This window comes from Arthrobacter sp. B1I2, assembly GCF_030816485.1.
Lineage (GTDB): Bacteria > Actinomycetota > Actinomycetes > Actinomycetales > Micrococcaceae > Arthrobacter.
Map to the genome: position 1 here is coordinate 3171918 of NZ_JAUSYC010000001.1, position 21064 is coordinate 3192981.

Here is a 21064-nt window from a genome sequence, read left to right on the forward strand (position 1 = left end):
TCCGGTGAAAGCAGAAAGCGCGGCAGTACGGGAGGAATATCCTCCCGTACTGCCGCGCTCCGGGTGCCTTTGGCTGGTCAGCGGACGGCTACGAGGTCCACGACGAAGATCAGTGCCTCGTTGGGGGCAATCGCTCCGCCGGCACCGCGCGAGCCATAGGCCAGCTCGGAGGGGATCTCCAGGCGGCGGCGGCCGCCCACCTTCATGCCCAGCAGGCCCTGGTCCCAGCCCTGGATGACCTGGCCGACGCCGACCCGGAAGTCCAGCGGGGCGCCGCGGCCCCAGGAGGCGTCGAATTCCTCGCCCGTGGACCAGGCGACGCCGACGTAGTGGGTGGAGACGGTGTCCCCTGCCTGGGCTTCCCGGCCGTCACCCTCGATGAGATCGGTGATGACGAGTTCCGTGGGGACGTCGCCTTCCGGAAAATCGATCTCGGGCTTCTGGCGGTCGAATTCCCGCTGTCCAAACGACATGCTTGCTCCTATGCGTGAGTGCTGATGGGTGCCGCGGAGGGCGCGGCGTCCCTGTAAGTCTTGCTACTTGACCCCGAGGATGTCCACTACGAAGACCAGGTCGCCCTTTGCCTCGCCCTGGCCGGCGTCGCCGTAGGCCAGGTCCTTGGGGATGACCAGGAGGACACGCGAGCCGACGGTCTTACCGGTGAGGCCCTGGGTCCAGCCTTTGATGACACCGGAGAGCGGGAAGGTGGCCGGCTGGCCGCGGTCGAAGCTGGAATCGAACTTGGTGCCGCCGTCGAGGTTGACGCCCACGTAGTTGACGGTCAGGGTGTCGGACGCCTTGACAGTGGCGCCGGTACCCTTGATCAGGTCCTGGGACACGAGGGAAGTGGGGGCTGCTGCACCCGCAACGTTGATTTCCGGTACGCCGTCCTTTTCCGTCACGGTGGGCAACCCGGCCGGAGGCGTCACGGTTTCACCCTGGGGCTTGTCCAGCACCGGGGTGGGATCGGAAGCGGAGAGTACCTTGATGATCAGCAGCTCGGCTGGCTGGGACGCCGCTGCACTTGCACTCGGGCTGGCGCTTTCGGAGGGGCTGGTACTTGGGACAGCCGGCTGCCCGGGTATGACCAGTGCGAGAGTGGAGCCTACTTTTGCGCCTACCAAGGCGTTGTAGACAAGCGGATTGCTGGTCTTGAGTGTGTCATCGAGTGAAAAGGACTGGGGTTCCGCAGCAAAGGTGTCCTGGAGGACGGACCCATCGGCGCCGTTGAGATCCAGGAACGCCAGATTGGTCACTTGGTTTGGCTTAAGGACGTCCCCGGAACCCTCATTGATCATCTTGATTGTGGGTTCTGCTACTTCGAGCGGCTTATCGAATTCAACGCCGGGAGCTTTCTTGTCACCGTTGTCGGTGAGCTTGAGGGAGTCGAGCTTCGCAACGTCCCCGGCGGACTGGCTGCTGGGCTCCGGCTGGGAGGTTGTACCTCCGCAGGCGGTCAGGAGCAGCAGGCCGGGAAGGAGGATTGCTAGTAGTCGGCGCACGTAGAAAAACTTTCGTCGGGGCAGGGTGGATACGACATTCCGCATAGCAGCAGAAAGTGCCGTGCAAAGGTCCCGTTAAAAGGACCTTATCCAGAATAGACCCTGAAGCTGGACGTCAGCCCATAGAGTCGAGAAGCGCATCGACGCGCTCATCGACGCTGCGGAAGGGATCCTTGCACAGGATGGTCTGGTGGGCGCGGTCGTTCAGTTTCAGGTGCACCCAGTCCACCGTGTAATCACGCCCCAGTTCCTGTGCGCGGCGGACAAAGTCGCCCCGCAGCTTGGCGCGGGTGGTTTGCGGCGGCGCATCCACTGCTCCCTTGATGACAGTGTCGTCAACGATCCGTCGCACCGCGCTGCGGGACTGCAGCAGGTAGAAAAGCCCCCGGCTGCGGGAAATGTCGTGGTACGTGAGGTCCAGCTGGGCAATGCGCGGCGCGTCCAGGCCCAGGCCGTGGCGTTCGCGGTAGTTGTCCATCAGCTTCTTCTTGATGGCCCAGTCGATTTCAGTGTCAATTCCCCTGAAGTCACCGGATTCGATTGCATGGAGCGTCCGCTCCCACAGATCGAGGATCAGCGGCACGTGCGGGTTGTGGGCTCCGTGCTCCTTGACGAAGGCGGTGACCTTGGTCAGGTATTCCTGCTGGATTTCCAGGGCAGTGAGTTGACGCCCATTGGCCAGGCGGACCAGCGCCCGGCCACTGAGGTCATGGGAGATCTCCCGGATACTGCGGATGGGGTTTTCCATCCGCATGTCGCGCATGATTACGCCCGCCTCGATCATCCGAAGGACCAGGTCCACGGTGCCGATTTTCATCAAAGCGGTCGCTTCGGACATGTTCGAGTCCCCCACGATGACGTGCAACCGGCGGTAGAACTCCGCGTCCGCGTGCGGCTCGTCGCGGGTGTTGATGATGGGCCGTGACCGCGTGGTGGCGGACGAGACGCCCTCCCAGATGTGGTCGGCGCGCTGGGAGAACGCATAGGTGGCCCCATGCGGCGTCTTCAGGATCTTCCCGGCTCCGGCGATGAGCTGGCGGGTGACCAGGAACGGGATCAGGATTTCCGCCAGCCGGGAAAACTCCCCGCGCCGGGGAATGAGGTAGTTCTCGTGGCTGCCGTACGAATTACCCGCGGAGTCGGTGTTGTTCTTGAACAGATACACGGTGCCGTTGAAGCCTTCAGCCGCCAGCCTGGCCTGGGCCTCGTCCACCAGGTCATCAAGGATGAGCTCACCCGCACGGTCATGGGCGATCAGCTGGGCGAGGTCGTCGCATTCGGCGGTGGCGTATTCGGGGTGCGACCCGACGTCGAGGTACAGCCGCGAACCGTTGGTGAGGAACACGTTGGACGAACGACCCCAGCTGACCACCTTCCGGAAGAGGTACCGCGCCACCTCTTCCGGAGCAAGCGGCCTCGAATCGGGGCTTGAGTAAGAGATCCCGAACTCGGTTTCGATGCCGAAGATTCTCTTGTCCATGTGGTCCTCCTAGGCCAGCAGTGCTGTGATGTCCGCGTCGTTCAGCCTGCGGAAGGCACGCCGTGAGCCGCGGGAGCTTTCGGAACGTCTGTCCAGAACTGCAACTTCGAGTGCACCCGGCGGCGACGGTGCTGCAGGCTGGTCCCCCTCCTGGGCGGGCGTAAGTCCCTTCAGTGCCAGCCGGACAGCGTCGGCGAAGCCCAGCGACGCCTGCCATCCCGCCTCGATGGCTGACGAGACTTTGTCTGCCTGGCCGCCCATGACCACAAAACTGTGCTCGTCGGCGATCGAGCCGTCGAAGGTCAGCCGGTACAGGTGGTCTTCTGCCTGGTCGGGGCCCACTTCGGCTACTGCCAGTTCCACCTCGAACGGCTTCTGCTCCGCCGTGAAGACGGCGCCCAGGCTTTGCGCGTAGACACTCGCCAGGCCGCGGGCGGTCACATCCTCACGGTCATAGGAGTATCCCCGGACGTCGGCGTAGCGGACGCCGGCCTGGCGCAGGCTTTCGAATTCGTTGTACTTGCCTACAGCGGCGAACGCGATTTTGTCGTAGATCTCGCCGATTTTATGCAGGGACGGCGAGGGATTCTCGGCCACGAGTGCGATGCCGTCGGCGCAACTGATGACCACCACTGACCTGCCGCGGGCGATGCCTTTCCGTGCGAAATCCGCGCGGTCCTTCATCAGCTGTTCGGGCGAGACATAGAACTGCTGGGTCATGTCAGGCCTCCCGTCCGGCGATGGTGCGCGCTTCGATCACGGCGCGGGAAGCTGCCGCCAGTTCAGCGTCCGGGACCCGGCGGGCTCCCGTTCTGTCCACGGTATAAACCACAGGCCACAGCTGCCGGACGGTATCAGGACCGCCCGTTGCGGAATCGTCGTCAGCGGCGTCGTAAAGGGATTCCACGGCGACGGACAGCGCATCGGCTGCGCTGAGGTTGGGCCGCCACAGTTTTTTCAGCGCTCCGCGTGCGAAGACGGAGCCGGAGCCCACGGTGTGGTGTTCGTGTTCCTCGTACCTGCCCCCGGTGACGTCATAGGAGAACAGCCGGCCCACACCGGCACTGGTGTCGAAGCCTGCGAAGAGGGGCACCACCGCAAGGCCCTGCAGGGCCATCGGAAGGTTGCCCCGGATCATGGCCCCCAGCCGGTTGGCTTTGCCCTCGAGGCTGAGCTGGGTTCCTTCAATTTTTTCGTAGTGCTCGAGTTCAACCTGGAAGAGCCGGGTCAGGTCAATCGCTATGCCGGCTGTTCCTGCAATGCCAAGGACGGAGAAGTGGTCTGCCGGAAAAACCTTTTCAATGTGCCTGCTGGCAATGATGTTTCCCATGGTGGCCCGCCGGTCCCCCGCCATCAGGACACCGCCGCCGTAACTCATGGCAACAATGGTGGTGGCGTGTGGAACCTGCAGCGGGGCAGCCCCGGACGCACCACCCTGGAGGGACCGGCTGAAGGGCAGTAGTTCGGGCCGGTCCCGTTGCAGGTGCTCGGTAAAGGACGAGGTGGCGTTGGCGGCTACCTGGTTGGCGGTTGATTCCTGCACTCATCACTCCTTGAACGTGGTACTTCAACGTCGGTACAGATTCCGGCCGTCCGCGGCTTCCGCCACCCTCCGGGTCCGGGTTACTGGCCGCCCTTTTGGACGAACGCCCGGACGAACTCTTCGGCGTTGGATTCCAGGACACCGTCGATTTCGTCCAGCAGGTCGTCCACGCCTTCGGTCGAAGCCGAAGCCTGGGCCTCGGGCGGTGCCGGGGGTGCCTCGGGAATGTCGTCCTCGACCTGGGTGTCTCGTGACTGCGGCTGCTGCTGCTCCTGGCCTGCCATTGTTATCCCTCCCTGTTACTTCCAGGGGATCCGGCGGATCCCCTGATATGCCCATCCTGCCACGGGACGGGCGTTCCGGCGCGGTTTACGCCGCAGGCGGAGTGCTGTTATGCCCCAGCAGTTCCCCGAGGAATGGTCCCGCTTCCCGGTAGCGCTCGAACAACGCTCCGGTCAGGGCTTTGGTTCCCCTCAGGGGTTCCCTGGTGGGGACCCGCTGAAGCCGTCCGTAGCCCGGCACGTCGAAGATGACGGAATCCCAGCTTGCCCCCACCACATCCTTGCCAAAGCTGCTGATGCACTTTCCACGGAAGAAGGCCCGGGTGTCGGCCGGGGGCTCCGCTACGGCAGCGGCGATGGCGGCATCCTCCACCACCCGCTGCATCCGGTTCCTGGACAGCAGACGGTAGTAGAGACCCTTCTCCGGCCTGATATCGGCCCACTGGAGATCCACCAGGGCCAGCCGGGCATCGCTCCATTCCAGTCCGTCGCGCTGGCGGTAGCCATCAAGCAGGGTGAGTTTCGCCAGCCATTCCACGGAGGTGGCCGCGGCGGCCCTGTCACTGTCCAGTTGGGTGAGAACGGAGGCCCACCGTTCCAGCACTTCATGGGTATGTCCGTCGCCGTCCACGGCATCACCCACGCCGGTGTCCTGGGCGAGTTTGGCGGCGGCCTCGTGGTACATCCACTGAAGGTCCAGGGCCGTGACCCGCCTTCCATCCAGCAGACGCAACTGTGCAGTGAGCGAGGTATCGTGGCTGACCGTCTTGAGCGCCGCGACGGGCTCGTAAACCTCGATTTTGGGGGCCAGGCCAGCCTCGATGAGGCTCAGGACCATCGCCGTGGTACCGAACTTGAGGTAGTTGGACACCTGGCTGAGATTGGCATCACCGATGATCACGTGGAGGCGCCGGTACTTGTCGGCGGTGGAGTGGGGCTCGTCCCGGGTGTTAATTATGGGCCTGCGGATGGTGGTTTCCAGGCCCACTTCGGCTTCGAAGAAGTCGGCCCGCTGGCTGATCTGGAAGCCGGGGGTGGAACTGTCCTGCCCTATGCCCAGCCTGCCGGCTCCGCACACTACCTGGCGGCTGACGAAGAACGGCGTTAGCCCACGCACGATATCCCCAAAAGGGACCGAACGGGGCATGAGGTAGTTCTCGTGCGAACCATACGAAACGGACTTGTTGTCCGTGTTGTTCTTGTAGAGGTTGACTGGCGGGAGGGCCGGGTCTGCGGCCAGCCGGCGCATGGCGGCCAGCCCCACCAGGTCGCCGGCAGCGTCCCAGGCCACCGCGTCCCGCGGGTTGGTGACCTCGGGGCTTGAGTACTCCGGGTGCGCGTGGTCAACGTACAGCCGGGCACCGTTGCCAAGGACCATGTTCATCAGCAGGGTTCCCGACTCGTCCTGGCCGTCCAGTTCGAGTTCCTCGCGGCCGTAGGCCAGCGCCACCGCCTCTGCGTCGAGCACCGGTGGCTGGTCGGTCAGCTGGGTGGGGTGTGCAGCGCCGCGGTCCACGGTCCAGCCCCGGGCATCGTGCAGCGGCTCTTCATCTGTATAGTCCCAGCGGGTCTCGGCCCCGCCGGCTGCCCGCTGCCTGGTGACCTGGGCGTAGGCCTGAACCACCCTGGCGCTCATCATTGTGGCATTGGCCGAGGGGGCGGATGGGGCGTGGATGCCGTATTCGGTTTCCGCGCCCATGACCCGCATCGCTCCGCCGACGGGGAGTGCTTCCCCGGCGGCGGGTCCCTTTGCACCCGTCACAGATACTGTCCCGTGGTGGGCATCGTCTCGATGGACTTGCCCGGTTCCTGGCCGGCCTTGCCCTGGACGATGGTGCGGATATAGGTAATCCGTTCGCCCTTCTTTCCGGAAATGCGTGCCCAGTCGTCAGGGTTGGTGGTGTTCGGCATATCCTCGTGTTCACGGAATTCGTCCACCACGGCGCGGAGCAGGTGCTCGATCCGGAGCCCCTTTTGGTGCGTGGTCAGCAGGTCCTTGATGGCGTACTTCTTGGCCCGGTCCACCACGTTCTGCACCACGGCGCCGGAATTGAAATCTTTGAAGTACAGCATTTCGGTGTCGCCGTTGGCGTAGGTGACCTCAAGGAACTCGTTGGACTTGTCCGTGGAGTACATGGCTTCCACGGTGCGCTGGACCATGGCGTCAACGGTGGCCTGGACGTCACCGTTGTGTTCGGCGAGGTCCGATTCGTGGAACGGCAGGTCCGTCGTGATGTATTTGTTGAAGATGTCTGCGGCGGCTTCCGCGTCGGGCCGCTGGATCTTGACCTTCACGTCCAGCCGGCCGGGCCGGAGGATGGCGGGATCGATCATGTCCTCGCGGTTGGATGCACCGATGACGATGACATTGTCCAGGCGTTCCACGCCGTCGATCTCACTGAGGAGCTGGGGCACGATGGTGGTTTCGACGTCGGACGAGATACCGGTGCCGCGGGTGCGGAACAGCGAATCCATTTCGTCGAAGAACACCACCACCGGGCTGCCGTCAGAGGCCTTTTCGCGGGCGCGGGAGAAAATCAGGCGGATGTGCCGCTCGGTTTCGCCCACGTACTTGTCAAGGAGTTCGGGCCCCTTGATGTTCAGGAAATAGCTCTTCAGGTCCACGTTCCCGGACCGTTCCGCGGCGCGGGCAGCCAGGGAGTTGGCAACGGCCTTGGCGATCAGGGTCTTGCCGCAGCCCGGAGGACCGTACAGCAGGATGCCCTTGGGGGCCTTCAGGCCATGCTCGCGGTACAGGTCAGGGTGCAGGAACGGCAGTTCGACGGCGTCACGGATCTGCTCGATCTGGGGGCCAAGGCCGCCGATGTCCTCGTACGTGATGTCCGGAACTTCTTCGAGGACCAGGTTCTCCACCTCGGAGCGCGGTACTTTCTCCAGCGCGTACCCGGTTCGGGAATCCACGGAGAGCGCGTCGCCAACCCGCAGCTTCTCGGCCTGGAGTGCGCCGGAAAGCCGGACCACGCGTTCCTCGTCGGCCCGGCCAACCACCAGGGCCCGGTCCCGCCCCAGCATCTCCTTCAGGGTGGCAAGCTCGCCTGCGCGCTCATAGCCGAGTCCCGCAACGATCAGGAGGGCCTCATTGAGCAGTACCTCTTGCCCTACCGCGAGTTGGTTGATGTTCACGAGCGGGCTGATGCCCACGCGCATCTTCCGCCCCGCGTTGAAGATGTCCACGGATTCCTCCGTGGCGGCCTGGCCGCTGTTTCCGGGGGAAGGCTGCCGTTTTGGATTGATCTGCAGGATGGTCCCGAAGCTGTACGGTGGCTGCCCCTCCTGGTCCAGGGCGTTTTTCAGCCGGAGGATCTCAGCCTTGGCAGCCTCCAGCATGCTGACCAACTTGGAGTTGTTTTGCGTTGCCGCTGCCAACTGGCGGTCGATATGCCTGAGCTTGTCCCGAAGTATGTTGACCTGGCGGTCAGCAACCGAGAGGTCGTTGGCGGCAGACTGCTCTGCCGGTGTACGTCCGGAGTCCTGGTTTGGTGTCTCCATGATGTATCAGCCCCTTCCTGCGCTTCTCTTAAGACATTAGCCCCAAGACGCCGGGTAGGGATGGAGACTCCCGAAATATGGACTAGTTCGTAACCTCCGGATTGTCCACCACGTTCGTTCCCGCGATGGCGTCCCTGGCCGCGCGCCGCAGCTTCTTGTCTGACACCGCCCGCTCCCCCACAGCGCCAGGGGTCCAGGCATTCACATCCTCTTCGTTGAATTCGGTCTTGGACGGCCGGCGCTTGACTGAGATGCCGGTGACGCCGTCGGCGAGCCGTCGGGTGACCAGCAGGAAACCGGTGTGGGCCACCATGCGGTGGTCCGGCCGGACGGCGAGTCCCTCCAGGTGCCAGCCGCGGACCAGTGATTCCCAGGCATCAGGTTCGGTGAAGCGGCCATCTGCGCGGATCGCCTCCGCCGTCCGGGAGAGCTGGGTGACCGTGGCAACGTAGTTGATCCAGACGCCGCCAGGGGCAAGTACAGTGGCGACGGCATCGAGGCATTCCCAGGGGGCCAGCATGTCCAGGACCACGCGGTCCACGGAGCCGGGCTCCTCAGCCTTGACCACTTCCTCCTGGAAGTCGCCGAGGGAAATCTGCCAGGCGGGATGCGGGCCGCCGAAGATGGTCTCCACATTGCCGCGGGCAATGTCCGCAAACTCTTCGCGCCGCTCAAAGGAGTGCAGGTAGCCGTTGTCCCCCACGGCCCGGAGCAGGGAGATGGACAGGGCACCGGAGCCGACGCCGGCCTCCACCACGCGTGCCCCGGGGAAGATGTCCGCCATGGTGACGATCTGGCCGGCGTCCTTGGGATAGACCACGGCGGCACCGCGGGGCATGGAAAGCACGAAGTCGGAGAGCAGCGGGCGCAGTGTCTGGTACTGCTGGCCGACGTTGTTCACCACAACGGAGCCGTCCACCTTGCCGATGATCTCGTCGTGGTTCAAGAAGCCGCGGTGGGTGTGGAAGGCGCCACCGCGTTCAAGCGTGATGGTGTTCATGCGGCCGCGTTCATCGGTGAGCTGGACACGCTCGCCCTCCCGGAAGGGCCCGCGGCGACGGGCAGCTCCCACCGGCTGCGAGCCGCTGGCGGCAGCACCGGCCTGCGCTGTTCCCCTGGCGTCGTTGACGGCAGTTTCGCTGCTCATGATTTTCCTCGCTCCTGTAAACCTTTTGTGCCGCGGCCAAAGTCCCCAGGGACATTGTGGCTTTTATGGCGGCAATGCACGACCGGCAGGTAACTCTACCGGTTCTGGCCCTGCGGGTACTTATCGTTGCGCTGGCGCTTCCCGGTGATGGCCGCCAGGACAGCGTCCTGGGTCAGCAGTCCGGTGACTGAGCCGTTGTGGTCAACCACGGCGTAGTGGCGTCCCTCAAGCTGGGACAGAAACTGGATCAGCTCCTGCCCTTTGGACCACTCAGGAACGTATGCACCTGCAGCCAGGGGGAACGAAATGGCGGTGACGGGGGTCGTCTCGGCCGCGGCACCGGGTACCGAGGCCAGGGCGTCGGGGTCCACCACGCCCTGGGGCCGGCCGTCAGGTCCGCACACCACCACGGTTCTTGTTCCGGCAGCTGCAAGGCGCAGGGCGTCGCGGACAGTGCCGCTGGCAGGCAACCCCACGGCCGGCGTCGATAATCCCGCTGCGCTGACGAGCGGCAGCCGTCCCCGCAGTGTGCCCTGCTGGATGGAAGCTGAAGCGCCCATCCAAAGGAATCCGCCCACCAGGACGGTGATCATGAGGAGGCTGAAGTCAGGCTGGTCGCCGGCGAGGTACGGCCGAAGGAGGAACCAGTAGGCGATGGCCAGGACGATGATCCGGCCGCCCCAGCCGGCAGCCACGGTTCCTTTCGCCTGGCTGCCCGTGGCTTTCCACACGATGGACTCGACCAACCGGCCCCCATCCAGCGGCAGGCCCGGCAATACGTTGAAGACTCCGATGAGGAAGTTCGCCCACATGAAGATGTTCGTCAGGATCTCGGCGACACTTCCAAGACTGTTGGTGCCAAGCACCAGCCAGGCGCCGCCGGCGAGGACGAAATTGGCGGCAGGCCCGGCCAGCGCCACCAGGACGGATCGGCCGGGGGAAGCTGTGAAGCTCTCGAACTGGGTGTGCCCGCCCCAAAGGTTGAGGACGATCTTTTGGGTGGGCCACCCGTAGATTTTCGCGGTCAGGGCGTGGGCGAGTTCGTGGACAAGCACCGAGATGAGCAACAGGACGGCGTAGGCGAAGGCCACGATATAGGCGCTCATGCCCAGCGCGGGGTTGTTTCGCGCCAACACCGGCCCGTAGGCGATGACGGTGAAGGCGGCGATCACAAACCACGAGTAGGCAAGAACGATGGGAACGCCGGCGATGCGTCCCAGCGGGATGCCTTCCCGGCGGACCCGGGCGCCGGTTTCGGTGCCGCGTTGACTGCCCGGTTCAGCCACGGGAGTCACCAGCGGAAGTGGTGGCCGGCTCCGTTGCATCCGTCCGCAGGAGCAGGGCTTCAAGCTCCGCCATGCTGCGGCCGGACAGTGAGTCCCAGAGCGCGTAGCTGCCGTCGTCCGGCAGAGGAACGATGTGCGGGACAGCCACGGTGGCAACGCCGGAGGCTACGGCCGCAGCTACTCCCGGTACGGAGTCCTCAAGGGCTACGCAGTGGTGGATTCCCAGGTCAGGATCGCTTTCCTGCAGCAGCTCGACGGCGGTCAGGTACGCCTCCGGGTGTGGCTTGCCCCGGGTCACGGTGTCGCCGGTGACCAGGACTTCGAAGTACGGCCGGGGAAGGCTGGAGACGACCTCGCGGGCCAACGGCCCCTCGGACATAGTGACCAGGGCGCACCGCACGCCTGCCAGGTGCAGTTCCTCGAGGAGTTCACGGGCGCCGGGGCGCCAAGGCACCTGCTGCTGGACGCTGCTGATGACCCGGGCCGTCAGGGAATCGATGATCTCGCGGATTTCGAGCTGGACGCCGGCCTGCTGGAGCAGGCCCGCGGAGAACGTCAGTGATTGGCCCACCAGCTGCATTGCCTGGTCGTGGCTCCAGGTGCCGCCATGGGCCTCCACCAAGGCATGTTCGGCGGCAATCCAGTATGGCTCGGTGTCCACGATGGTCCCGTCCATGTCCCAAAGGACGGCTTTGAGCGGGGAACCGGCGGCAGGAGATCGCATGAGGCCAGTCTACGGGGCACGGCTGGGCGGAGGCTGTGGGCTACGCCCTTGGCGAATATGACGCAGGCCGGTGCCCTTTGTGCCGGTTACCGGGGATTTGCGGCGCTTCATTCCATGCACGAGTGCGCACCTTGGACGTAGGGTGAAGAAATGAATAGCTTCGAGGGAGACACCGCCGAACAGGGTGCCGGACCCGAGCGGGAACGCTTCCTGCAGCCGGTGGCTGACGGACAACGCGTAACCGTAATGCTTGCCGCCTTTGAAGGGTGGAACGACGCCGGAGAAGCGGCCAGCGATTCGCTGCGGTACCTGAACAAGTTGTGGGGCGGCAAGAAAGTGGCATCCATCGATGCTGACGAGTATTACGACTTCCAGTTCACGCGCCCCACGGTCCGCAGGAACTCTGCCGGTGAACGCAAGATCAAATGGCCTTCCACGCGGATTTACAAAGCCAGCGCACCGAATTCCAACGTGGATGTCATCTTTGTGCAGGGCACGGAACCGTCCTATAAATGGCGTGCCTACACTGCGGAGCTGCTGGTCCACGCCGAGGCGCTGAACGTGGACTACGTGGTGCTGGTAGGTGCGCTGCTGGCAGACGTTCCACACAGCCGGCCGATTCCGGTGAGCACTTCGTCCGATGACGCTCCACTGCGGGAACGCATGAACCTGGAAGCCTCGCAGTACGAAGGCCCCGTTGGCATCGTGGGCGTCCTGTCAGAGGTGGCACTGCTGGCAGGGATCCCCACCGTGTCCCTGTGGGCCGCCGTGCCGCATTACGTGGCCCAGGCTCCCTCCCCCAAAGCCCAGCTTGCCCTTTTGCACCGCATCGAAGAGCTGCTGCAGGTGCCCCTGGACACCCATGAACTGGCGGAGGAAGCGGACGCCTGGGAACGGGGCGTGGACGAGCTGGCCACCGAGGACCCGGAAATTGCCGCCTACGTCCGGCAGCTGGAGGAAGCAAAGGACACCGCGGACCTGCCTGAAGCCAGCGGCGAGTCGATTGCCCGCGAATTTGAGCGGTACCTGAAGCGGCGGGGGCAGGACCGGCCCTGACATGTACCGGGCGACGCTAGCGGGAAGGGGCCTGGCCTGGAGGAATCCGGGCCAGGCCCCTTTGGTTTGCCTCGTGGAGGCGAAGCGAAAGCCCTGGAGCCGAATGCCTTAGAGCCGAATGCCCAGGAGGGCGTCCACCGCGTCCTTGACCAGGGTGCGGTCACCGGGGCTGGCGGCAGCACCGCCGTCGTTCGCGGACCGTGCCCAGCGCGATACAGCGGCAACGGCCGCCGGCGCATTGAGGTCGGCTGCCAGCGCCTCCCGCATTTCGGCCAGCAGCGCCTGGCCTGAACCTTCGGGCGCGTGGTCGAGGGCCTTCCGCCATGCCGCGAGGTCTGCCTTGGCAGCCGTGAAGCCTTCGTCCGTCCAGGACCAATCCGAACGGTAGTGGTGGGCCAGGATGGCCATGCGGATCGCTGCCGGGTCCTCCCCGGCGGCGCGAAGCTTGGAGACCAGCACCAGGTTGCCCTTGGACTTGCTCATCTTTTCCCCGTCGAGCCCCACCATGCCAGCGTGTGCGTAGTGCCGGGCAAGCGGCACCCCGGCCAAGGAGTACGCGTGGCCGGCACCCATCTCGTGGTGCGGGAAGACCAGGTCCGACCCGCCGCCCTGCACGGTGAAGGGCGACGGCAGGTACTTCTGGGCAATGACGGTGCATTCGATGTGCCAGCCGGGCCTGCCCGCCCCCAGGCTCCCACCAGGCCAGCTGGGTTCGCCCTGCCGTTCCACCCGCCACAGCAACGGGTCAAGAGCCTGCCGCTTCCCGGCGCGGCCGGGGTCCCCGCCACGCTCCGCGAAAAGCTCCAGCATGGCGCTTTCGCCCAGGTGGGAAATGCTTCCCAGGGCCCAGGCGCCGGGTGCCGTCGACTGCTTGCCGGCAGCTTCGACGTCGTAATAGACGTCGCCGTCAGGTTCACCGTTGGTGCCGGCCACCTGGTACGCCAGGCCCATGCTGACCAGCCGCTCCACCTCGGGCACGATCAGGCCGATCGACTCGACAGCGCCAACATAGTGGTCCGGCGCAAGGACGTTCAGCGCTTCCATATCTGTTTGGAAGAGTTCCACCTGCTCCGCGGCGAGGTCGCGCCAGTCGACGCCGGTGGCGGTGGCGCGCTCCAGCAGGGGGTCATCCACGTCCGTAACGTTTTGCACGTAGGACACCTCGCTGCCGGCGTCCCGCCACGCCCGGTTCAGCAGGTCAAAGGCCACATAGCTGGCCGCGTGGCCCATGTGGGTGGCGTCGTACGGGGTGATGCCGCAGACGTACATGGACGGCCGGGCTTCCCGTTCCAGCGCCACTTCGCGGCCTGCCGCGGTATCGAACAGCCGGATGGCGGGAATGTTTCCGGGTAGGGCAGGAACGGGGCGGGAAGTCCAGGATTTCACAAGCCAAGCCTAGTCCTAGGCGCTGATGACGCCGAAACCGAGCAGGAGGTACAGGGCCAGCCCCAGGAAGATCCGGTACCAGACAAAGAGCCGGTAGCTGCGAGTGGATACGAACTTCAGGAACCAGCCGATGATGACGTAGCCCACCACCAGTGCGATCACGGTGGCAAGGGCGGTTTCCGGCAGGCCGAACGGTCCGGAGATGCCGTCCTTGGTGACCACCTTGTAGAGCTGGTACAGCCCGCTGCCGAAGACCGCGGGGATGGCCAGCAGGAACGAGTACCGCGCGGCGGCTTCACGGGTGTAGCCCATTAGCAGGCCTGCCGTAATGGTGCCGCCGGAGCGGGAGACGCCGGGAATCAAGGCCAGGGCCTGTGCCAGGCCGTAGAAGATGCCGTGCTTGTAGGTCAGGTGGGCCAGGTCCCGCTTTTGGGCTCCCACGGCGTCCGCGACAGCGAGGATGAGGCCGAAAACGATCAGCATGGTGGCGACGATCCACATGCTGCGGAGCACTGATTCGATCTGGTCCTGGAAGAGCAGGCCCAAAACGATGATGGGAAGGCTGCCCAGAATCACCAGCCAGCCCATCCGGACGTCAGGATCCTGCCGCGGCACCTTGCCGGTAAGGGAGCCTGCCCAGGCTTTGACGATGCGGACAATGTCGCGCCAGAAAAAGATCAGCACCGCGGTTTCCGTGCCGAGCTGGGTGATGGCGGTAAAGGCCGCCCCCGGGTCCTCCGCGTTGGGGAGGAATTCGCCCACGATCCGCAGGTGTGCACTCGATGAAATAGGTAGAAATTCGGTCAGTCCCTGCACTAGGCCCAGCAGGGCCGCCTCAAACCAGTTCACGCTAAGACCCTACGGCATGGCAGCAGGGCATCTGCCCGTAAGCTTGCTGCTATGCAGCAGCGTTACGTCGGCAACAGTGGATTGCGAGTTTCAGCCCTTTCCCTGGGCACCCGGTCCTGGGGCGGGGAAACTGATGAGCAGGACGCGTCCGAGTTGCTGCGTACCTTCCTTGATGCGGGCGGCCGGCACGTGGATACATCGGCTTCATACGCGGGCGGCGGTTCGGAGGCGATCCTTGGCTCGCTCCTGGGTGATGTGGTGTCCCGCCCCGAGATTTCCATCTCCACTAAAGCGGGGATGACGACGCCGGACGGGCGCCGTGCGGTGGACACGTCACGCAGCGCGATGCTCACCGGACTTGACGCGAGCCTGGCACGGCTGGGCACGGACTATGTGGACCTCTGGTTCGCCGAGGCGTGGGACGGCAACGTTCCCCTCGAGGAAACGCTGGCCGCGCTGGAATTCGCTGTCCGCACCGGGCGGGCGCGGTACGCCGGGATTTCGAACTTCAAGGGCTGGCAGGCGGCGAAGGCCGCGGCCATCAGCAGCGTGCCGCTGGTGGCTGTCCAAGCCGAATATTCATTCCTTAACAGGACAGCGGAGGCGGAACTCCTCCCGGCCATTGAGGATGCAGGGCTTGGCCTGATGGCCTGGGCTCCGCTGGGCCGCGGGGTCCTCACCGGGAAATACCGGGGCAGCATCCCCGCCGGGTCGCGGGGGGCGTCGGCCGGCGAAGCCACTTACGTGGAGCCTTATCTGGAGGAGAAGCCGTCGCGCATCGTGGATGCGGTGTGCATGGCGGCCAACGGGCTGGGCCGGACACCGCAGGACGTCGCACTTTCATGGCTGCTGTCACAGCAGGGAGTTGCCTCGGCCATCGTTGGGGCCCGCACTCCGGTGCAATTGAAGGAAATCCTGGATGGCCAGCAGGCTCCCCTCCCGCCGCAGATTGCACGGGCCCTGGAGGATGTATCCGCAGCCTAAGGCTGCCGGTCGTTGCCGGCTTCCACGGCCGCCGCTATTCCTCGACGATTTCCAGGTCCTCGTCCTCGTCCACGTCGGCTACCTCGTCCTCTTCGTCCTCGTCGTCAAAGACCTGCAGCGGTGTTACTTCGTTGTAGGACTCGTAGAGCGCGTCCTCGTAAACCTCGAAGGCATCGGCTACTGCGAAAAACGCTGCTTCGACGGAAGGGTCACCGTCCCCGCGACGGTTCGATGCTGCTATAAGGTGTTCTTCCAAAGCGGTGGTCAGGGACGAAAGCGCGACACGCGGATCGATGCTCATGACTTCACGTTAGCCGGAAAAAGGACGAAAATGGAGAGCAAATGAAGGAACAATTTCTCACCAGCTCGGTCCAGCGGGAGCGGGATTATCTGCGGCAGTACGAGTACCTCGTGCTGACCGTCAGCCCTGAGGATTCCTTGCCGGAGGCGCGCCGCCGCCTGGTGGAACACTCCGAATACGGCAAGTGGGAACTGGAACGCAGCAAGCTCTACGTGGGCGGCGGCAGGCGCTTTTGGCTGCGGCGCCGGGTGATGCAGGTCCAAAGGACCGTCTGAGCAACAGGGTCCAGAGGACCGTCTAGTTTTCGAGCGGGCCCAGCCAGGCGTTGGCCACCGTGTTGTGTGCTGATTCGTCGTCGGACGGGTGGAACATCCCGGCGAGTACGTCCCGGTAGAGCCTTTCCAGCTCTGATCCCCTGAAGTAGCTGGATCCTCCACTGACACGAATGGCGAGGTCCACCACGCGCCGTGCCGTTTCGGTGGCATTCATTTTCAGGCCCACCAGTTTGGGGAACCACTGGGGTCCGTGATCAACCAGGGCGTCGACGTCGGCAGTGACGGACGTGAGCTGGGGGTACAGGTTGTCCATGGCCATGGCGGCGTCCGCCACCTTCCAGCGGATGTCCGGATCCTGGGCGTAGCTGCGTCCGCCGTTCTTGAGGGAGGTCCGGCGCTTGGCCGCCTCCACGCCCAGGACCAGGGCACGTTGGCCCAAGCCTGTGTAGACGGCGGCCAGGAGGCTTTCGAAGCACGCGAAGATGGCGAAGATCAGGGGGTCGGCGTTGGGACCCACCGGCAGCTTGCGGAATATCCTGTCCGCAGGGACAGCCGCCCCTTCGAGGACCGTGGTGGCGGACTGGCTGGCCCGCATGCCCAGGGTGTCCCAGTCGTCCAGGACCCGGTAGCCGGGTGTTTCCCGCCTGATGAACCCATGGACCAATTCGCCGGCACCGTCCCGGGCCGCGGCATCTTTTCCGAAAATCCCAAGCCGTGTCCAAGCCGGCGAGAGACTCGTGAAGATCTTGGTTCCGGTGAACGAATAGCTTCCGTCCGGCTCCGGTGTGGCCATGGTCCGTGAGTCGAAGAGGACTGAGTCGTTGCCCGCCTCCGAGTTGCCGAACGCGTAGACCTCGCCCTGCGCGGCTTCCTTGAGGACGAAGGCCAGCGAGTGGTCGCCCCGGGCAGCGAGGACGTGCGCGACGCCGGTCCAGACCAGGTGCATGTTGACGGCAAGGGCGGTGGCAGGGGCGGCCGTTGCCAGCCTGCGCTGGCACTGCGCCGCCGCTTCGAGCCCAAGTCCGGCGCCGCCGTCGGACGCTGGAACGAAAAGCTTCAGGTACCGTGCCGCCGCAAGCTCCTGCAGGTCCTCGTGGAAGAAGGCGTTGTCCCGGTCATAGCCGGCTGCGCGGCCGCGGATGCGTTCCAGGAGCTCATCCGGCAGCAGGTCCTCTGGCGTCACGGCAGGTCCCCTCAGTAGTTGGTCAGCAGGGTGTTCAGTACCCGGGCACCGAACTTGAGGGAGTCCGCCGGGACACGTTCGTCAACTCCATGGAACATGCCGGTGAAGTCCAGCTCGTCCGGCAGCATGAGGGGTGCGAAGCCGTAGCCGGTGATGCCCAGCCGGCTGAGGGATTTGTTGTCCGTACCGCCGGAAAGCGTGTAGGGCAGCACCTTCGCACCCGGGTCCTCCTTGTGGAGGGCGTCGATCATCGAGTCCACCAGGTTGCCGGCGAAGGGGACCTCAAGCGAGACGTCATTGTGGACGTAGCTGACGTCCACGCCGTTGCCGGCGAGTTCGCGCACGATCTCAAGGACCTGCTGCTCCTGGCCCGGCAGGGTGCGGCAGTCAACGAGGGCTTCGGCAGACTCGGGGATCACGTTGTGCTTGTAGCCACCCTTGAGGAGGGTGGGGTTGGTGGTGTTCTGCAAGGTGGCCCCGACGAACCGGGCCACGGTGCCAAGCTGGTTGAGCAGGAGGTCCGGGTTGTCGGCGTCGAACTCCACGCCCGTTAGTTCGGTCACACCGTCGAGGAACTGGCGGGTGGTGGGCGTGAGTTCGATCGGCCACTTGTATTCGCCAATACGGGTGACGGCGGCCGCCAGGCGGGTCACGGCGTTGTCCGTGTTGATCTGGGAGCCGTGGCCGGCCCGGCCGTGCGCCACGAGCCTGAGCCAGGAGATGCCCTTCTCCGCCGTCTGCAGCAGGTAGGTCCGCTGCCCGCCGATCGTCGCCGAGAAGCCGCCCACCTCGGAAATGGCCTCGGTGGCGCCTTCGAAAAGTTCCGGGCGGTTGTCCACTGCATAGCGTGCGCCGTACGCGCCGCCGGCTTCCTCGTCGGCAAAGAACGCGAAGATGATGTCCCGTTTGGGTTTCCGGCCTTCGCGGGCGAAGCTGCGCAGGACCGAAAGAATCATGGCGTCCATGTCCTTCATGTCGACGGCGCCGCGGCCCCAGATGAGGCCATCCTTCAGCTCTGCGCCAAACGGGTCCACAGACCACTGGTCGCGCAGGGCGGGGACGACGTCCAGGTGGCCGTGGACCACCAGGGCGCTGGCGGAGGGGTCCTCCCCTGCCATCCTGGTCACGACGTTGGCCCGGCCGGGGGCGGATTCGAAGATCTCCGCCGCCAGCCCCACTTCCTCGATGAGTCCTGCGGCATATTCTGCCGCCGCCCGCTCCCCCGGCCCTGACCCGTCCCCGTAGTTGGAGGTGTCGATCCGGATGAGCTCCTGGCAGATCCGGACAACTTCATCCTCGGGCAGGACGTCAGGCATTGGTGGCTCCTCGATAGGGAATGACTGGTTGGCACGAGCTGAATCGCTGTGCTCAGCCTACCTACTTGGCCCGATTCGTTGTTCCCGGAAAGTCATGTTAGAGTTTTTCTCGCTGCTTCGGAGAGGCGCGAAACGCTGAAAAGCGCAGAGCTTCCCGGAATACCACCTGCGCGGGTGGCGGAATGGCAGACGCGCTAGCTTGAGGTGCTAGTCCTCGAAAGGGGGTGGGGGTTCAAGTCCCCCTCCGCGCACAAGAAAAACCCCGGGAAACCGGGGTTTTTTTGTGTCTTCACCCACGCGAGAAGTGTTTTCAACCACATTAGTACGAATGTGCGACGCCTGTCAGGGGGATCGACGCATAGTAATCGCATGGCTTGCATTGAACCACGACCCCGTAAAGACGGCTCCGTCACCTATTACGCCAGGTGGATCGACCCAGGATCCAGGGCTCGCATGAGTCAAATGATGGACTCTAAGGAGAGCGCCGAACTCTTGCGCACCGTGCTCAACGCCCACGGCAACAATGTTGATGCTGCTCTGAAGACAGCCAAGGATCATTTCAGTGGAATCTATACGGTCACCCGGATGATCGAGGATCACATCGATCTCTCACCGAGCGTGAACGGATACACGATCCCGGTGGGTCTGGGAGTCGGCGCCGCCGTAACTAGCTAACCGGAAACCAGTGTCGCGGACTCGCCGAACGCCTCACTAATTTCCGCCTCTGTCGGGAGTGCTTCCCTGGCGCTGATCTGTCTCCGTTCAGGGGCAGCTGTCGACTTCTCCTGTGTACCGCTTCCCGGGCCCATGGTTCTGGCTGACAGCTGCGCCGCTGCAGCCTGTCATGGACAGGGCCACCGCAGTACAAGCGGCAGCTCCAATAACGCTCAGCAGCGATCGATTCTTCATTTGTAGCCCCAGTTTCGGCCTATTTTCGACACAACACTAAAGTTGCCCTGATTCTAAGGCACCTGTTGTCTGGATTCGGGGAGTTTTCCCGTCCATGCCCCACACATAAGGCCCATGGAACCCTTCCGCATCATCACGAGCATCGACGAGCTGGCCGCACTGCGCATTGATTCGATCGTCTGCCCGCCTCGGCTGCCGTCGTGCGCCTACCGCAAGGCCTGGGCCGCGTTCTCCTCAGACGGCGGCCGTTCCGATCTGTTCGTCACCTTCGAGTCCACCCGGGAAGCGGATCTGAATGAGGTGTGGGCGGTCCTGACCATGCACTGCCCTGAAGGATCGCCGTCGGCCTGGGTCCTCTGGGATTCCGCCGCTGAAGCTCCGGCTCCCCTGAAGCCGAGCTCGTGGACGACGGTCACCCCTTCCGTCGCCACCGACTCGCTCGTCTCCGCCGCATACGGCCTTCGGGCCTTCTACGAAAAGTCAGGTCCCGGCAGGTGGGTTGAATCTGGCAGCGAGGAATACATCCCCACAGCAGCCGTATGGGAACTCCTCACCGGTGCCTACGAGACGATCATCCTCGACGAGGACAGGGAAATCTGGGTACTTATCGATGCCGCCGCACCCGGACCGGTGCGTCCGCCCCGTGGCCCGGACTCCCCCGATTTCCTCACCCGCGCCCATCTGCGCGACCGAAGCACGGAGCGAGTCACCCACGCCACCCTCGACGAGGCCCGCGCCGGGATCAAATCCTTGGTCGCCGGCCGCCCCTCCGCCGGGAACCTGCTCATCTAGTGAGGCCGGACAAGAACCGCCTCGATTTCTACCCGATGGCCTTCATGAACCCCGGCACAGCACTGGAGGCCCTGCCCTGGCGCGGCGGGGAGTAGGAGCGACAGCACCGCACACACATGCCGTATGTCTGAACTGATCCTGAAGCCGGTGACTCCTGGCCGCCTGGTTCCGAATCCGTACGCGCAGCTGGGCCCCTTAACCAAGAGCGAGGACGGCGCCGTCGTCACGGCCCATGTCTACCTCGACGGTGAGCGTATCGGCTTCGTTGTGGGTACCACTGCGCCCGGCAAGACCGTCCGCGAGTGGGCCCGCCAGCCGCGCCGGGGACGGGATCACCCAGCACGGCACGCCCGGTTCAACCCCGTCGACGCCCTCGTTCGCACCCACCTGACGGATCTCCAGCGCCCGATCGCCCACCTGGGCGTAGCCCCAGGGACAAGGCAGACTTCCGAACGGAAGGTGTCCCCGGAACTCGAGGTGCTGTTTGTGCCCCGTCGTGCCATCCAGGAGTCCCCAGCCCGATAGATCGCTGAAGCCCTG

22 protein-coding genes and 1 tRNA gene are annotated in these 21064 nt (G+C 64.6%); 7 read left to right on the forward strand and 16 right to left on the reverse strand.

Going from position 1 to position 21064, the window contains the following annotated elements; genetic code table 11:
• Positions 1-77: 77 nt before the first annotated feature.
• The 11 genes from QFZ57_RS14795 to QFZ57_RS14845 form a co-directional block, all read right to left on the reverse strand.
• Entirely contained in the window at positions 78-473 is a 396-nt protein-coding gene (locus tag QFZ57_RS14795) for an FKBP-type peptidyl-prolyl cis-trans isomerase (RefSeq protein WP_142121860.1), read from the reverse strand.
• A 63-nt stretch (positions 474-536) separates the two neighbouring features.
• Entirely contained in the window at positions 537-1502 is a 966-nt protein-coding gene (locus QFZ57_RS14800; protein ID WP_306900747.1) for an FKBP-type peptidyl-prolyl cis-trans isomerase, read from the reverse strand.
• 115 nt (positions 1503-1617) lie between these two features.
• Entirely contained in the window at positions 1618-2982 is a 1365-nt protein-coding gene (gene pafA / locus QFZ57_RS14805) for a Pup--protein ligase (RefSeq protein ID WP_306900748.1), read from the reverse strand.
• Between the two features lie 9 nt (positions 2983-2991).
• Positions 2992-3702: a proteasome subunit alpha gene (gene prcA, locus QFZ57_RS14810; RefSeq protein WP_306631112.1), complete on the reverse strand. Its 711-nt coding sequence runs from the start codon at positions 3700-3702 to the stop codon at positions 2992-2994.
• Position 3703: 1 nt separating this feature from the next.
• A complete protein-coding gene (prcB, locus tag QFZ57_RS14815) occupies positions 3704-4525 on the reverse strand; it encodes a proteasome subunit beta (protein ID WP_306900749.1) in 822 nt (273 codons plus the stop codon).
• A gap of 80 nt (positions 4526-4605) precedes the next feature.
• Positions 4606-4809 (reverse strand): ubiquitin-like protein Pup, encoded by a 204-nt coding sequence (locus QFZ57_RS14820; RefSeq protein WP_306900750.1) that lies wholly within the window; start codon positions 4807-4809, stop codon positions 4606-4608.
• Positions 4810-4894: 85 nt separating this feature from the next.
• The gene (gene dop / locus QFZ57_RS14825) at positions 4895-6514 is read right to left on the reverse strand and encodes a depupylase/deamidase Dop (protein WP_306632529.1); all 1620 of its coding nucleotides are present in this window, start codon (positions 6512-6514) and stop codon (positions 4895-4897) included.
• 50 nt (positions 6515-6564) lie between these two features.
• Positions 6565-8316 carry a proteasome ATPase gene (gene arc, locus QFZ57_RS14830; RefSeq protein ID WP_306631115.1) on the reverse strand — a complete coding sequence of 584 codons (1752 nt, stop codon included), beginning with the start codon at positions 8314-8316 and terminating at the stop codon, positions 6565-6567.
• An 82-nt stretch (positions 8317-8398) separates the two neighbouring features.
• The gene (locus tag QFZ57_RS14835) at positions 8399-9463 is read right to left on the reverse strand and encodes a tRNA (adenine-N1)-methyltransferase (RefSeq protein WP_306900751.1); all 1065 of its coding nucleotides are present in this window, start codon (positions 9461-9463) and stop codon (positions 8399-8401) included.
• Positions 9464-9558: 95 nt separating this feature from the next.
• Positions 9559-10749, reverse strand: coding sequence for a site-2 protease family protein (locus QFZ57_RS14840; protein WP_306900752.1), 1191 nt, complete (start codon positions 10747-10749; stop codon positions 9559-9561).
• Positions 10742-11473: an HAD family hydrolase gene (locus QFZ57_RS14845; protein ID WP_306900753.1), complete on the reverse strand. Its 732-nt coding sequence runs from the start codon at positions 11471-11473 to the stop codon at positions 10742-10744. Before QFZ57_RS14845 ends, QFZ57_RS14840 begins: the two co-directional genes overlap by 8 nt.
• 150 nt (positions 11474-11623) lie before the next feature.
• Here QFZ57_RS14845 and QFZ57_RS14850 point away from each other — a divergent pair, with 150 nt between their 5' ends.
• On the forward strand, positions 11624-12529 hold the full coding sequence (locus QFZ57_RS14850; protein WP_306631118.1) for a PAC2 family protein: 906 nt from the start codon (positions 11624-11626) through the stop codon (positions 12527-12529).
• Between the two features lie 108 nt (positions 12530-12637).
• Here QFZ57_RS14850 and mshC read toward each other — a convergent pair whose 3' ends face one another.
• Together mshC and QFZ57_RS14860 are read right to left on the reverse strand one after the other, a co-directional pair.
• On the reverse strand, positions 12638-13915 hold the full coding sequence (gene mshC, locus QFZ57_RS14855) for a cysteine--1-D-myo-inosityl 2-amino-2-deoxy-alpha-D-glucopyranoside ligase (RefSeq protein ID WP_306900754.1): 1278 nt from the start codon (positions 13913-13915) through the stop codon (positions 12638-12640).
• 15 nt (positions 13916-13930) lie between these two features.
• On the reverse strand, positions 13931-14764 hold the full coding sequence (locus tag QFZ57_RS14860; RefSeq protein WP_306631120.1) for an undecaprenyl-diphosphate phosphatase: 834 nt from the start codon (positions 14762-14764) through the stop codon (positions 13931-13933).
• Positions 14765-14815: 51 nt separating this feature from the next.
• On the opposite strand from QFZ57_RS14860, the gene QFZ57_RS14865 reads away from it, so the two are divergent.
• Positions 14816-15748: an aldo/keto reductase gene (locus tag QFZ57_RS14865; protein WP_306900755.1), complete on the forward strand. Its 933-nt coding sequence runs from the start codon at positions 14816-14818 to the stop codon at positions 15746-15748.
• Between the two features lie 34 nt (positions 15749-15782).
• Here QFZ57_RS14865 and QFZ57_RS14870 read toward each other — a convergent pair whose 3' ends face one another.
• Positions 15783-16049 carry a hypothetical protein gene (locus QFZ57_RS14870; RefSeq protein WP_306631122.1) on the reverse strand — a complete coding sequence of 89 codons (267 nt, stop codon included), beginning with the start codon at positions 16047-16049 and terminating at the stop codon, positions 15783-15785.
• Positions 16050-16090: 41 nt separating this feature from the next.
• Between QFZ57_RS14870 and QFZ57_RS14875 the strand changes: the two genes are divergently transcribed.
• A complete protein-coding gene (locus QFZ57_RS14875; protein WP_102975559.1) occupies positions 16091-16324 on the forward strand; it encodes a DUF5703 family protein in 234 nt (77 codons plus the stop codon).
• 22 nt (positions 16325-16346) lie between these two features.
• On the opposite strand, the gene QFZ57_RS14880 is transcribed toward QFZ57_RS14875, so the two are convergent.
• On the reverse strand, positions 16347-17507 hold the full coding sequence (locus QFZ57_RS14880; RefSeq protein WP_306900756.1) for an acyl-CoA dehydrogenase family protein: 1161 nt from the start codon (positions 17505-17507) through the stop codon (positions 16347-16349).
• A gap of 11 nt (positions 17508-17518) precedes the next feature.
• Complete coding sequence (locus QFZ57_RS14885) at positions 17519-18823, reverse strand: M20/M25/M40 family metallo-hydrolase (RefSeq protein WP_306631124.1); 1305 nt, start codon at positions 18821-18823, stop codon at positions 17519-17521.
• A 168-nt stretch (positions 18824-18991) separates the two neighbouring features.
• Here QFZ57_RS14885 and QFZ57_RS14890 point away from each other — a divergent pair.
• The 4 genes from QFZ57_RS14890 to QFZ57_RS14905 all read left to right on the forward strand — a co-directional run bounded on the left by QFZ57_RS14890 (position 18992) and on the right by QFZ57_RS14905 (position 21049).
• Positions 18992-19074 (forward strand) — tRNA-Leu (locus tag QFZ57_RS14890).
• Positions 19075-19276: 202 nt separating this feature from the next.
• Positions 19277-19498, forward strand: coding sequence for a hypothetical protein (locus QFZ57_RS14895; RefSeq protein ID WP_306900758.1), 222 nt, complete (start codon positions 19277-19279; stop codon positions 19496-19498).
• Between the two features lie 348 nt (positions 19499-19846).
• Positions 19847-20524, forward strand: a complete 678-nt coding sequence (locus tag QFZ57_RS14900) for a hypothetical protein (protein WP_306900760.1) — start codon at positions 19847-19849, stop codon at positions 20522-20524.
• A gap of 123 nt (positions 20525-20647) precedes the next feature.
• The gene (locus QFZ57_RS14905) at positions 20648-21049 is read left to right on the forward strand and encodes a hypothetical protein (RefSeq protein WP_306900761.1); all 402 of its coding nucleotides are present in this window, start codon (positions 20648-20650) and stop codon (positions 21047-21049) included.
• The last annotated feature ends 15 nt before the right edge of the window (positions 21050-21064 follow it).

Bases quoted from the DNA above. Each gene is read 5' to 3' on its own strand.
- QFZ57_RS14795 (WP_142121860.1), bottom strand. From the start codon at position 473: ATGTCGTTTGGACAGCGGGAATTCGACCGCCAGAAGCCCGAGATCGAT.
- QFZ57_RS14820 (WP_306900750.1), bottom strand. From the start codon at position 4,809: ATGGCAGGCCAGGAGCAGCAGCAGCCGCAGTCACGAGACACCCAGGTC.
- QFZ57_RS14900 (WP_306900760.1), top strand. From the start codon at position 19,847: ATGGAACCCTTCCGCATCATCACGAGCATCGACGAGCTGGCCGCACTG.
- arc (WP_306631115.1), bottom strand. From the start codon at position 8,316: ATGGAGACACCAAACCAGGACTCCGGACGTACACCGGCAGAGCAGTCT.
- QFZ57_RS14895 (WP_306900758.1), top strand. From the start codon at position 19,277: ATGAGTCAAATGATGGACTCTAAGGAGAGCGCCGAACTCTTGCGCACC.
- QFZ57_RS14850 (WP_306631118.1), top strand. From the start codon at position 11,624: ATGAATAGCTTCGAGGGAGACACCGCCGAACAGGGTGCCGGACCCGAG.
- QFZ57_RS14865 (WP_306900755.1), top strand. From the start codon at position 14,816: ATGCAGCAGCGTTACGTCGGCAACAGTGGATTGCGAGTTTCAGCCCTT.
- QFZ57_RS14885 (WP_306631124.1), bottom strand. From the start codon at position 18,823: ATGCCTGACGTCCTGCCCGAGGATGAAGTTGTCCGGATCTGCCAGGAG.
- QFZ57_RS14905 (WP_306900761.1), top strand. From the start codon at position 20,648: ATGTCTGAACTGATCCTGAAGCCGGTGACTCCTGGCCGCCTGGTTCCG.
- pafA (WP_306900748.1), bottom strand. From the start codon at position 2,982: ATGGACAAGAGAATCTTCGGCATCGAAACCGAGTTCGGGATCTCTTAC.
- QFZ57_RS14835 (WP_306900751.1), bottom strand. From the start codon at position 9,463: ATGAGCAGCGAAACTGCCGTCAACGACGCCAGGGGAACAGCGCAGGCC.
- QFZ57_RS14845 (WP_306900753.1), bottom strand. From the start codon at position 11,473: ATGCGATCTCCTGCCGCCGGTTCCCCGCTCAAAGCCGTCCTTTGGGAC.
- QFZ57_RS14870 (WP_306631122.1), bottom strand. From the start codon at position 16,049: ATGAGCATCGATCCGCGTGTCGCGCTTTCGTCCCTGACCACCGCTTTG.
- prcA (WP_306631112.1), bottom strand. From the start codon at position 3,702: ATGACCCAGCAGTTCTATGTCTCGCCCGAACAGCTGATGAAGGACCGC.
- QFZ57_RS14875 (WP_102975559.1), top strand. From the start codon at position 16,091: ATGAAGGAACAATTTCTCACCAGCTCGGTCCAGCGGGAGCGGGATTAT.
- dop (WP_306632529.1), bottom strand. From the start codon at position 6,514: ATGCGGGTCATGGGCGCGGAAACCGAATACGGCATCCACGCCCCATCC.